A 12678-nucleotide genomic window follows, 5' to 3' on the forward strand; every position below is an offset into this window, starting at 1 on the left:
TGTTCCTCTCTATCTTCAGTGGTCCGTCCGGTTGGACGACAGGGCCAGGTTTTCTTCGGATTTGCGGGAGTTCTTCAGCTGCGCGATCCACTGCGGATCGAAGGCGCTGAGGTCGTTCTTCATTGGCAGATATCGTTCGGGGAATTCCCACACCACAACCTGTGGCGGGGCGTTCTTGAAGGCGTCGCTTTGCAGGTACTTGAGCATCGGCAGCAGTGGGCCGTGGCCGTCTTCGGCGTAGTTGGCGACGTCGCTGCGCAGGGCTTGCTGCAGTGCGCCGAGGAAGTTCCAGTGCGGGTTGGCGCTGTAGCTGGTGCCCACCAACGCCACCGGGATCTGGCTGTCGTCGAACAGCGCGTCGTCGCCGCTTTGGCCTTCGGCCTGCACCGGTTGGGTCTTGCGCTGCTGCAGGGTGTCCGGGGTGGGCAGCAGGTTGCTGAACAGCGGGTCCAGCGGCAGGAAATTGGTCAAATCACCTTTGTACGGCGCGCTGGCGCCGGCCTCGGTGATGTACGCCTGGGGTTCGCCGCTGAGCAGGCCCTGGCGGTTGACGGCTTCGGCCAGGGATTGCGCGACCACCTCGGCGCCCAGCGGCGTCCAGTGGGTGTCGGTGCGCAGGAACACCTGGCCACGGGCCTTGGCTTGCTCCAGCGGGGCCAGCAGGTCGGGGGCGAACACATTGGCCTGGCGCACCTGGGCGTGGAACTGGTTGAACAGGTCATCGTGCAGGCTGGCCGGGGTCTCCTTGCCGAGGTACTCGGCATACAGGCGGGCCTTGGCCGGGACGATCGCCAGCACCAGTTGCACGCCCTGGCGCTGCAAGGTGTCGCGGATGCCGCGCACCAGCGCCAGGTTGTCCTGCATCTGCCGTTGCGCGTCGACGGCGGGCTTGAACTCTTCGTCGCTGAACAGCCATTGGTCGCGGCCCAGCACCACGCCGGGGCGGCCTTCATTGAACAGCTTGAAGTCCAGCGCGGCCCACAGGTTGGTGCCCAGGCGCTTGATCGGGAACTGCTCGTCGTAGTGGGTTTCGGCGGCTTTGGCCAGCTTGCCGTCGAGCAGGGTCATCTGCCCGGTGCGGGTGAAGCTGTCCAGGCCACCGACCGACCAGGCGCCCAGCCCGACCAACAGGCCCATGAACGACAGCGAGTAAGTGATGCGAAGTGTCCGGTTCATGTGTCGGGCCTCAGAACTGGAAGTACAGGAAGGGTGAGTAGCTCTGCGCCGAGAGCTTGAGCACCGAGGCGACGAACAGCAGTAGCACCAGGGCGCGGGTCATGATCCGCGTCCAGTCCAGGCCGACCGAGCCATCGGCGTTGATCTGCACCGGGGTGGCCTTGGGGGCAGGCGCGGCATTGCGGTAGAAGTCGCGCAGGCCGAAGAACGCCAGGCTCAGGTAGGCCACGACCAGGGTCGCGACTTGCAGGCCGGTGAGGTTGGCGCGGTTGAGTTCCGACAACTGCCAGTCGCCGAAGCTGAACATGGCGCTGTACATGCGGCCGGCCACGTGCAGGTTCTCGGCGCGGAAGATCACCCAGCCGACCACCACCAGCAGGAAAGTGAAGGCCCATTTCACCGGGTTGAAGCGCTGTGGGTTGGTGTCCAGGCCCAGTGCGCGTTCGATGGCCAGCCACAGGCCGTGCCAGGCGCCCCAGATGATGTAGGTGAAGTTGGCGCCGTGCCACAGCCCGCCCAGCAGCATGGTCAGGAACAGGTTGCGGTAGGTGTTGAAGGTGCCTTTGCGGTTGCCGCCCAGGGTGATGTACAGGTAGTCGCGCAGCCAGGTGGACAGGCTAATGTGCCAGCGCCGCCAGAACTCGGTGATCGACTGGCTGATGTAGGGCTGCTTGAAGTTCTCCATGAAGCGGAAGCCCATCATCAGGCCCAGGCCGATGGCCATGTCGCTGTAGCCACTGAAGTCGAAGTACAGCTGCGCGGTGTAGGCCAGCGCACCGAGCCAGGCATCGCCGGTGGTGGGGTTCTGCAGGGCGAAGCAGTGGTCGGCGACCACCGCCAGGGTGTCGGCGATGAACACCTTCTTGATGAAGCCCTGCATGAAGCGGGTGCAGCCTTCGGAGAACTTGTCCAGGGTGTGGGTGCGGTTGTTGAACTGGTCGACCAGGTCCTTGAAGCGCAGCACCGGGCCGGCGATCAGGTGCGGGAAGATCGCCACGAACGCGGCGAAGTCGATCAGGTTGCGGGTGGCCGGGGTGTCGCCGCGGTACACGTCGATGATGTAGCTGATCGACTCGAAGATGTAGAACGAGATGCCGATCGGCAGCAGCACGTGGGTGAGGATGAACGGCTCCAGGCCCATCGAGGTCATGATCGCGTTGAGGCTGTCGACCCCGAAGTTGGCGTACTTGAAGTAGCCGAGGATGCACAGGTCGACGCCCACGCCCAGCAGCAGCCAGCGCTGGGCGGGCTTGGTGCGTACGCCAGCGGCGCCCACCTTGAGGCCGATCCAGTAGTTCCACAGGGTCACGCCGGCGAACAGGGCGAGGAAGTCCACCCGCCACCAGGCATAGAAGATGTAGCTGGCAACCAGCAGCAGCAGGTTGCGATAGCGGTTCCCGCTCACGTAGTACAAGCCGAGGAAGACCGGCAGGAACAGGAACAGGAACACGTTGGACGAGAAGACCATCCCGGTTCTCCTAGTTATGCACAGCACCTGGGGCACAGCGCCCCCCAAACCCCCCAGCCGTGGACCGGGGAGCAACTTATTACTCTGTGGGAGCGGGTTTACCCGCGAAGCAGCCACCGAGGTGCCTGGCAAGGGCTTCGCCCTTGTTCGCGGGTAAACCCGCTCCCACAGGGATCTCCTATTTCTTTTGCTCTGCGCTCGGGTCGTAGACCCGGGTCAAATCACCGCCCAGCCTGAAGCTGTTGAACGGCTGCATGCCGTGCTTGCGCTTGAGGGTCTGGGCGTCGCAGCGGTACAGCTGGCACCAGGGTTCGAGCCAGGCGTACTTGCTGTCGATCTTCAGGTCGCCCATGTCCTGCTTCTCGCCGTTGCGGGTCTTGAACGCGCTGGGGTCTTTCGAGCCGTTCAGCACCTTCTCGCCCAGGCGGCGCAGGGCGTTGTTGTTCTCGCCGCGCACATCCACGCCATTGGCCTGGGCGAAGCTGGCGATCATCGCCAGCGGCGGCAGGGCGTAGTTGTGGTAGGCCAGGGCGCGCTGCTTGCGCTTGAGCTCGTTGGGCAAAAAGCCCTGGGCATCGACCTGGTTGGCGCCGACCCGGTATTCCTTCACGGCCCAGTCGAACAGGTCGCGCCGGTCGGTGGCCACGGCGGTGGCCATCACCGACCAGGCCGCCCAGTAGCTGTGGTTGTTGATCTTCTCCAGCGGCAGGTCGCTCCAGTCGCGCACGGTTTGCGAGGCCAGGCGGCCCAGCCATTTTTCGATGGCTTCGGCTTCGGCCTGGTGCGCGGCCAGCGGCTGCGAGTTGGAGAATTTCAGGCGCAACCACGAACCGCTCATGCTGCCCAGCGCCCATTTGCGCATGGACTTGCCGGTGTGGTTGTAGTCGGTGGACATCAGCGCGTCGGCGCGGGCCCAGCTGCCGAGCCAGTCCAGGGCGCAGTCGAGCTGGGCCGGGCGGCCGTCGCGCATGTACTGGCCGATCATCTTGCTCACGCCCTTCTCAAGGGTGGTGATGTCCTTGGTCGAGTCACGGAAGGCTTTTTCCGAGACGACATTGAGTGTCGCCCGGGCCTTGTCGGAACCCTCGTACTTGCTGCGAAACTGCAGCGAGCCGGTGTAGGGCCTGGGCGCCGCTTCGCAGCGGAAGTTGCCGTCGCCGGTCTTGAGCTTTTCGATGCCCTCGTAGTACCCCTGGGGCGGTACCAGCGCGGCCTGCGCCGCACCGCCGAACAGGGCGAGGGCGAGCAGGGCGGGAGCGGTCTTGTGGCTGATGGATGTCATGGTCGCCTCACTGGCCAGCTTGCGCGGTGTGTTGCGCAGGGCTGGCGAAGTTGTTGCGTTTGCACAGTTTCGCTTCGACTTTCTGGGTGCCGCTTTCCGGCCCCTGGACTTCCAGGGCCAGCAGGTTCTGCCCGGCCCAGTCTTCGTCCTCGCGCATCTGGAAGACGAAGCGGCCGTCGGTGTCGGAGGTCGAGGGCTTCTCGATCTTGATGTCCTCGTGGCGGCCATTGAGGTACCACAGGGTGGCCTGCAGCACTTTCACCGAGCTGTCCTCGAACTTGATGTCGAGCTGGTGGTTGCGGTTGACCAGGTCCTTGATCACGCCATTCCTGCCGTTGACCATCAGCTCGTTCTTGCCGGGCTTGAGGGTGGCGCTGGCGCTCATCTGCGCAGGGCGGCCGTCGCAGCCGTCGTCGAGCAGGCCGAGGATCTGCCGCCAGATGGTTTCCTGGTCCAGGCGGTACAGCGGGGAGAACTCCCAGATCAGGATCTTCGGTGGGTTGTTCTGGAACTCTTCGCTGCCCAGGTACTGGATCATCGAGCCCTCCAGGCCACCGCCGGGGAAGGCGACGTTGAGCACGTCGGCACCGATGTACTGCTCCAGAAAGCCCGAGAAGTTGTAGTTCTTGCCGCTGTGGCTGGTGCCCACCAGGGTGATCTGCGCGTTGCCCGAGTCGCCGAACAGGTCGTCGCCGCCGCTGGCGCCCTTGGGCTCGGTGGCGAACTGGTCCATGTACTGCACCGCGTAGCTGGTGCCGCAGAGCTGGCCGGCGACGTTGTGCAGGGTGCCGGTCTTGCCCATGCGCCCGGATTTTTTGGTCTCGAACTCTTTGCGCGGGATGCCTTCGAAGGCCGGCATGTGGTGCACGGTATCGGCCACGATCTTTGCCGCGCGCTCGGCACCGTAGGGCGTCCAGTGCTGGTCGCCACGGAAGTAGAAGTCCTTGCCCTGGTCGGCGGCGGCCAGTTGTTCGTTGGTCAGCGGCGACAGGTCGGGCACGTTGTAGCCCATCTTGGCGAAGCGGGCGAGCATGGCCTGGTAGTTGTGCAGGGCCTTCTGATAATTGAACGCGGCCTTCTCTTCAGGCTTGAGCATGTTGCGGTTCACCAGGCCACGGGTGGGCTGGTACACCACCACCAGCTCGACGCCGCGCTTCTTGAACGCGTCGTGCACCTGCTGCAGGCGCTTGTAGCCGCCGGGGGTGGTGTCGAATTCGGTGCGCAGGTCTTCACGGGTGCGGAACAGCCAGTCGCCCTGGGCTTGCACCAGGGTGGTGAAGTTCTGTTGGTAGCGCGTGGTGTAGCGGCTGGCGTCATGGGCCTCGGGGCACAATTGGCAGCAGGGTTCGGCGCTGAAGGTCGGCGCCTTGACGTCCTCGGCGCGCACGCCCTGGCTGATGGCCAGGAGGGCGGCGGACAGGCCGAGCAGTTTGATCAGGTGTGGGGTCATGGTCTGGGCTTCCTTAATCGATCATTTCGGTCTGGCGTTCGACCGGGTCGATCAGCACGGCCTTCTGCTGGCGCACCAGCAGGTCGAGGATTTCGTCCTGGCGCTCGCCCAGCACACCGTTGAAGCTGATGCCGTTGGCCTTGCGCGGCATCAGCATCGACACCTTGTACAGCTCCACCGACAGCGGCGAGTCGATCGACAAGGGGCCGGAGCCGTTGGCCGCCAGCTCGCCGCCGACCACGATCAGCGACACCTTGGTGTCGAATGGGTCGAGGGCGATGTCGCGGTCGGTGTCGGAGAGGTCCTTGATGTGCCCGTACACGCCCACCAGGCCATTGGCCATGGCGACGTTCTCGTACAGGCGGATGTTCACGCTGTTGCGCACGCGGATGCCGTGGCGGCGGTTGTTGATCAGCTTGTTGCCCCAGATCAGGTTGTCGCCGCTTTCGTACAAGGTGATGCCGTCAGTGTGGTTGCGGTAGATCTCGTTGTAGGCAATCAGGTTGTTGACGCTGTTACGGTCGATCACCACGCCCGAGAGCTTGTTGTCGTAGCTCTTGTTGTTGATGATCCAGCTGTCGTTGACCTCGCGGGAGACGATGATCCCGTGTTTCTTCTTGGTGCCGTACACGGTATTGCCGGCGATGATCAGGCGGTGCGAGCGGTCGTGGGGGTCGATGCCGTAGACGATGTTGTCGCGGTAGGTGCTGTCCTTGACCACGAAGTCGCTGGTCTCGTAGCAGTAGAAGCCGTACCACATGTCGCTGAACTCGGAGCCTAAGATCCAGCCGGTGGGTTCCGGGCGGCCCATCTGCTTGGCCATGTTCGGCGTGTACTGCGAGATGCTCACACCATATGACTTGGACTTGGCGTAACCGAAGCTGGCCATCTTGCTGTTGACGATGTAGGTCTCGGTGCCGCCCCAGCTGAGCAGGAACGGGCGGAACTCATCGGGCTTGCGGAAGGTTGCCGGGCCATTGGCCTGTTCACGCCAGCCGGTCACCTGGGTGTCGCTGACGAACAGCTTGCCGTCGTTGACGATGAACGCGCCGCCCTCTTCGGACAGGCGCAGCTCCTTGACCTTGCCGTCGATCTCCAGCACGCCCTTGCGCCCGACCACGATCGGCAGGCGCGCCAGGTAGACACCCGGCGCGGTTTCGCGCAGGTACTGGTTGGGGACCTTCTTGCTCAGTTCCACCAGGTCGACATGCCCGTCGTCGATGAAGATCGCCTGGGGGATGCCGTGCTGGCGGCGCACCCATTCGGCGCCTTTGTTGTCGCCGCCGATGAACTCCTTGAGGGTGTCCTCCTGGAGCATGCGGCGCACGCTGACCTTGCCCTTGTGCGCGCGGTCGATCTTTTGCTGCACGGCGGCGGCGGTGTAGCCGGACAGGTCGGGCAGCTTGGGCGGGTCCATCAGCAGCGGCTCGATCGGCGCGCTGGCAACGGTGTAGGTCTTGGCCTGTTGCAGCCCCTTGGCCATTTCCGGCTCGGCGGCCTGGGCCAGGCCTGCGGCCAGCAGCAGGGCGCTGGCCAGCAGGCTATGGCGAAGGTTCGGGTGCAGGTTCATGTCAAATCCTCTCCCGGCCTCAGAAGCGCCAGATCACGTCGACGAAGGCGCGGTGCATGTACGAGTCGGCTTCCTTGCCATAGGCGTCGCCTGGCTTGAACACACCGGCGCGCAGGCGCACCAGGGCTGAAGGCTCGTCGATCGACTGGCTGAGCGAGGCCGGCAGCAGGCCTTGCTTGAAGTACTTGGTCACGACCACGTCCATTTCCTGGCCGAGGTCTTTCTCGCCGTTGACCAGCGGGCGGTTCACGCCGCCGTCGTCGACCACTGCGTTGATGCCGCTGGAGCCGATGTTCTGCTTGCCGTCGACACGCCAGAACTTGTGGTAGATGAGGCTGGCGTCGTAGTCGTCGCGCAGCTGCCAGGAGGTGAACAGGGTGGCCGCCTGCAGGTTGCCCAGCTCGCCGCGGAAGGCCTCGCCGAAGCGGTGCACGCGCGAGCGGGTGCCGGTGAAGTTGGAGCGGTTGCTCTCAAGGCCGGTCTGCTCGAAGTTGTTCGAGCCGTCGCTGCCCCCGCCGCCGCTGCCTCGGGCGTAGGCCGCGCCGACCTGCCAGTTGGGGTCCAGGCGCAGGCGGATGCCAAGGTCGGTGGCCCAGGCATTGACGTCGCCGCTCTGCTTGCCGGTGGCGACCTGGTCGTTGCCCACTGCCTGGCTGCTGAGGGTGTCGCGGTCGCCGGTCAGCCAGGTGAGGCTGCCCCAGTAGTTGACGGTGTGGTCGTTGCGCCAGTTGTAGGCGTCGCTGTTGGCTTCCAGGCCCAGCCAGGTGAGATCGCCCGTGCGGGTCTTGTCGAGGGCGTCGACGGTTTCGCCGGGGCTCTTCAGGCTGCCGCTGTCGTGGGTGTGGTGGGCGCGCACGCCGACCCAATGGCCGGGCGTCCACTGGGTGGCGACGTTGCCGAAAATGTGCGTGCGGTCCTTGTCTTCCGGGGCCAGCTCGGTGAGGTCGGTGCGGTATTCGCTGAAGCGCTGGGCCACGCCCAGGTCGGCCTTGAGCAGGGTGGTGTCGAAGGTCCAGTTCAGTGCTTCGATGTTGGTGTCGCGCCACATGCCATCGTCGCTGCGCAGGCGCTGGCGGCCCAGGCGCAGTTGCTCGCCGGGGTAGGCGGTGAGGCCGCTGTAGCCGACCCAGAACTCGCGCATGGCCAGGTAGCTTTTGTCCGGCTTGCGGCTGTCGTCGCCATTGTCGGTGGTGCTGCCGTCGTCGTTCTGGCGCAGGGTGTCGGTTTCGATGATGTCGGTGGCGGTGACCGCCTGGCCCATGGCGAAGGCGCTCCAGTTGCCACGCTCGCCGTACACCCAGGGGCGCAGGTCGAGGCCGAGGCCGTTGACGTCGCCGCCTGCGCGGGTGCCCAGGTCGCGGTCGTCCTCGGACTGGCCGGTGATCTTCACATCCAGGCCGAAGTTCTTCTGTGCGGTTTCGGCTGCCAGGGTCGGCATCGACCACAACAGGGCGAAACTCAGGCCGATGCCGGCTTTCACGAAGGGGTTGAGCGTCATAGCGAATCCTCGGCGTCTACGGCTGTTTCGTCGTCTTGCAGGGCCTCGATGGCCAGGGTGCTGTTGGCGCCCTGGAACAGGCTGCTGCGCGCCTGTTTTTCCTGTGCCAGCAGTTGCTGGGCCTGGCTGCGCTGCTCGGACGTGAGCTGCTGGTCGAGCTGCTGCAACAGCTCGCTCGACTGCGGCGTGGGGTTGGCCTGCGACAGCTGGGCGAACACCCAGGCATTGGTGGGCGCGGGGCGGATGCCATGGCCTTCGCTGAACAGCTGGGCGAGGGCGTAGTCGGCGCTGTTCTGCCCGCCACGGGCAGCGCTGAGCAGGTGGTCGACGGCTTTCTGCGGCGCCACGCTGCCCAGGTAGCCACGGCGGTAGAGCTGGCCGAGGTAGTAGTCGGCGCTGACTTCACCGGCGTCGGCGGCGGCCTGCAGGTGCTGCTCGGCCTTGGCGGCATCGGCCGGCACGGTCTTGCCTTCGTAGTAGAGGCGGCCCAGCAGCAGCTCGGCGCGCGGCTGTTCGGCTTCGCGGCCCTTGTCGATGTAGGCCAGCAACTGGTCGGTGTCGCCCAGTTCGGGGAAGTCGTAGAGCAGCTGCGCCAGGCTTACCCAGGACGCCGGGTTGGCCGGGGCGACTTGCTCCAGCAGGGCCTTGGCGGTCTTCTCGTCGGTCTGGCCGAGGCTGCGGTCGGCCAGCACGCGGGCGACGCTGTCGACCCGGGTGGCCGGCACCGTGCCACGGGCGTAGGCGGCCTTGAGCTGCTCGAGCAGGGCGGCCTGTTGTTCGGGCTGGGCGCGTTTCTGGTAGACGGTGGCCAGTTCGACGTAGCAGATGTCGGTGGTGGCCAGCGCGGCCTTGCAGATTTTTTCCACCTCGCCCAGGTGCTGGTCGTAGCTGCCCTGGGTGCGGTACAGCAGGACCTGGGCCAGGCCCGCCTCGGGGTTGCCGGCGGCGCGCCACTGGTCGATCTGCTGTTGGGCGTTGACCTTGGGGAAGCTCTGCGGGTACTGCAGGTAGAGCATCGCCAGCGGGATCAGGGTGTTGCCTTCGCCTTGCAGCGCGGCCTGTTTGAGCAGGCGCTCGGCCTCCTCGCGCTCGGCCTGGGTGCTGTCGGGCTTGGCCACCAGCAGGCGGCCAAGGCGGGCCTGGGCGCGGGGCGAGGTGGCGGCTGCCGCGCGGTAAGTGGCCTCGGCCTGCTTGAGCTTGGCCGGTTCGCGGGTGGCCACCTGGATATCGGCCAGGCCCACTTGCGCGTCGCTGTAGCCCAGGTCGGCCAGGGCCTTGTAGTTGCGCTCGGCGGTGGCGGTGTCGCCGCGCTTGAGCGCTTCGTTGGCCAGGCGCTGGTCGGGCAGGCCGGCGCAGCCGGCCAGGGTGATGGCCAGGGCCAGGGTGCATAGCCCGAGGCTGATGCAATCACTGTGGGAGCCGGCTTGCCGGCGATTGGCCAGTGCAGGCGCTACATCCGTTGGGCGAGTGCTGCGCACTCGATCGCCGGCAAGCCGGCTCCCACAGGTATCGGGGTGTCTGCTGGTCATCGGCATGATCCTCTTACAGCCCGCGGGCCACGGCCTTGTCGATCAGCCAGTTCAGCGACGGGCCACGGTCGCTGTTGACTGCGGCCGGGCGGCCGGCAAGTTCGGCCGGCAGGCCGTCGTCGGGCTTGATCTGCACGCGGATATCCGAGGCCAGGTTGTCGGTGTCCAGGCTGGTGCTGCCGACGATGCGGCCGCTACGCACCTCGTCTTCGCCGGCGATCTGGAAGTTGACTCGGGTGCCCGGCTTCACTTCGTCGAACTGGCGGTAGCTGAAGCGCGCTTCGACCATCGGGTTGCTGGTCCGCGGGATCAGCGCGAACACCGGCTGGCCTTTGCTGGCGTACTGGCCGTCATCCACCAGCTGGCGCGACACCACGCAGTCGCACGGGCTGGTGAGGGTGCCGGAAAGCTGCTTGCCGAACAGTTCCTCGACCTTGGCCGGCTCCAGCTGCGCGTCGTCCAGGTGGCCCTTGAGCAGGTCGAGCATGCTGGTGTTGAAGGTCGCCAGCGGTGCGCCCTTGGCCACCGGGGTGCCGTTCTCGACCAGGCTCTGCACGCTGCCGTCACGGGGCATGGTCACGGTGGTGGTGGGGACCGCGACCACGCCGGCTTCGGCATGGCTGACGAAGTACAGGCCGTACAGCGACTTGGCGACGAAACCGAAGGCCACCAGGCCGACCACGAATACGCCGGCGGTGACGGTGACCGCCCGCAGGCGACCGAAGGCCGAGAGGCCGGAGCCTGTGTTGTTCTGCTTGCGCGCCTTGGTGAAGTTGTCGCGTTGCAGGGTGCTGAGCACGTCGCCGACGCTGATCAGTTCACCGGACAGGTGGCTGGTGATGATGTGGCGCAGGGTGGCGATGTCGCGCGGCTCCAGGTTCTGGAACTCGGTGCCGGTGCGGCCGCTGTCGCGGCTGCTGGTGCGCACCAGCAGCTCGACGTCCATCGACAGCCCCAGGTTGTCGACCACGAACTGCAGACGCCCGCGCAGCACTTCGCCTTCGGCGAGGGGTTTCTTGGCGTGGAAGGACAGGCCCCCGGCGGAAAGATCGTCCACCTTCACATCGTGCGGCTCGCGGTTGCCGTCCAGGTAGCGCAGCTTGGCGGGGATGCGGACCCGGGCGTGCTGGCGCTGCGCTTCGGACTCATGCACGACATTGACGTTCACGGCGGTATTCATGGCGATTTCGTTCCTGTTATCCGATCCGGGTTGGGCTCACACGACCATGAACAGCACGGCGACGAAGATGCTCGCGGCCGAGAAGGTCATGGTCCGCGAGGACCAGGTGTTGAACCATTGTTGAAAGCTGGCGAGGTCGCGCTTGAGGGCAGTGGGCTGGCGGGTCCAGGACTGCCTGTCGAGGCGGAAGAACACGTAGATCTTCATCAGCGCGCCGACGATCTGGTTGTAATAGAGAATCAGCGGGTAGGCGGGGCCGACGCTGTGGCCCGAGCACAGCAGCATGATCGTCAGGATCAGGCGGGTGATGCCGATCCACAGCAGGTACACCAGCAGGAACTGCAGGCCGAACTTGAAGCTGGCGATCACGGCCACGGTCAGGCCCAGCAGGCTGGTCCACATCGACACGCGCTGGTCGAACAGCACGATGCTGGTGAACAGCCCCAGGCGCTTGAGGCCCAGGCCGAGGGCGCGGGAGTTCTGCCGCAGGTTGTTGCCGTACCAGCGGTACATCAGCTTGCGGCTGGCCTTGACGAAGCTCTTCTCCGGCGGGTGCTCGACCGTGTTGATCGCCGCGTCCGGCACGTAGAAGGTGTCGTAGCCCAGGCGCATCAGGCTGAACCAGCTCGACTTGTCGTCGCCGGTGAGGAACTTGAAGCGGCCCAGGCGCCAGTGCATCAGCGAGTCGCTTTCCACATCGGCGATGAACTCGGGGTCGGTCACTACGCTGGCGCGGAACATCGACATGCGCCCGGTCATGGTCAGCACGCGCTTGGAGAGGGCCATCGAGCACATGTTGATGTGGCGCTGGGCGAAGCGCAGCTTGTGCCACTCGCTCATGATGTAGCCGCCGCGCACTTCGCAGAATTCGTTGGTGGTCAGGCCGCCGACGTTGGGGTAGAGCTTGAACCAGGGCACGGTCTTGCGGACCACGCCCTCGCCGAGCACGGTGTCACCGTCGATCACCGCCACCACGGCGTGGTCGTCGGGCAGCATCCGCGAGATGGCGCGAAAACCGTAGGCCAGGCCGTCGCGCTTGCCGGTGCCGGCGATGCGCACGATGTCCAGGGCGACGTGGGCGGGCGGGTTGTACTTGGCCCACAGGCTCTTCACCAGCAGTTCGTCGGACTTTTCCACCAGCGAGCAGACCACGGTGGTGGGGAAGCCGCAGTCGATCGCCTCGCGGATCACCGAGCTGTACACCTGGGCGGTGGTCAGGGCGTCGATGCGAAAGCTGGTGACCATCAGGTACACGTGCGACGGGTCGGCCGCGGAGCCCAGCTTCTGCACCTTGCGGCGCAGGTAGGGGTAGACGATGTACAGGAAGATCATGCCGCGGATGAAATGGGTGGCGCCCATGGAGTAGCGCCAGATGCCGACAGCACCGACCAGGAAGATGAAGTGCTTCGACTGCGAATCGAAGATATCGCTGGGCAGGGCCAGGGCGATCAGCATGAGCAGGCTCATGTAGAGCAGCCAGCCGGCGCACTGCAACAGCACTGTCTGGAACCTTTGCATGTTCGGC

At 65.5% G+C, this 12678-nt stretch carries 9 protein-coding genes; all 9 read right to left on the minus strand.

What is annotated here, in order from left to right; translation table 11 throughout:
• Positions 1–15: 15 nt before the first annotated feature.
• The 9 genes from EJA05_RS04755 to alg8 all read right to left on the minus strand — a co-directional run bounded on the left by EJA05_RS04755 (position 16) and on the right by alg8 (position 12671).
• Positions 16–1176, minus strand: a complete 1161-nt coding sequence (locus EJA05_RS04755) for an alginate O-acetyltransferase (RefSeq protein ID WP_125857508.1) — start codon at positions 1174–1176, stop codon at positions 16–18.
• A 10-nt stretch (positions 1177–1186) separates the two neighbouring features.
• Positions 1187–2644 carry an MBOAT family O-acyltransferase gene (locus tag EJA05_RS04760; RefSeq protein ID WP_125857509.1) on the minus strand — a complete coding sequence of 486 codons (1458 nt, stop codon included), beginning with the start codon at positions 2642–2644 and terminating at the stop codon, positions 1187–1189.
• Between the two features lie 178 nt (positions 2645–2822).
• Entirely contained in the window at positions 2823–3926 is a 1104-nt protein-coding gene (locus tag EJA05_RS04765; RefSeq protein WP_125857510.1) for a mannuronate-specific alginate lyase, read from the minus strand.
• 7 nt (positions 3927–3933) lie between these two features.
• Entirely contained in the window at positions 3934–5376 is a 1443-nt protein-coding gene (locus tag EJA05_RS04770) for an alginate O-acetyltransferase (RefSeq protein WP_125857511.1), read from the minus strand.
• A 13-nt stretch (positions 5377–5389) separates the two neighbouring features.
• Positions 5390–6946, minus strand: a complete 1557-nt coding sequence (gene algG / locus EJA05_RS04775) for a mannuronan 5-epimerase AlgG (RefSeq protein WP_125857512.1) — start codon at positions 6944–6946, stop codon at positions 5390–5392.
• A 19-nt stretch (positions 6947–6965) separates the two neighbouring features.
• On the minus strand, positions 6966–8444 hold the full coding sequence (locus EJA05_RS04780; RefSeq protein WP_125857513.1) for an alginate export family protein: 1479 nt from the start codon (positions 8442–8444) through the stop codon (positions 6966–6968).
• Positions 8441–9979: an alginate biosynthesis TPR repeat lipoprotein AlgK gene (algK, locus tag EJA05_RS04785; protein ID WP_407692091.1), complete on the minus strand. Its 1539-nt coding sequence runs from the start codon at positions 9977–9979 to the stop codon at positions 8441–8443. Before algK ends, EJA05_RS04780 begins: the two co-directional genes overlap by 4 nt.
• A 7-nt stretch (positions 9980–9986) precedes the next feature.
• Positions 9987–11153, minus strand: a complete 1167-nt coding sequence (locus tag EJA05_RS04790; protein ID WP_125857514.1) for an alginate biosynthesis protein Alg44 — start codon at positions 11151–11153, stop codon at positions 9987–9989.
• A 36-nt stretch (positions 11154–11189) separates the two neighbouring features.
• Positions 11190–12671: a mannuronan synthase gene (gene alg8, locus EJA05_RS04795; RefSeq protein ID WP_125462673.1), complete on the minus strand. Its 1482-nt coding sequence runs from the start codon at positions 12669–12671 to the stop codon at positions 11190–11192.
• Positions 12672–12678: the final 7 nt, after the last annotated feature.

The sequence above is a fragment of the Pseudomonas oryziphila genome, from assembly GCF_003940825.1.
Classification (GTDB): domain Bacteria; phylum Pseudomonadota; class Gammaproteobacteria; order Pseudomonadales; family Pseudomonadaceae; genus Aquipseudomonas; species Aquipseudomonas sichuanensis.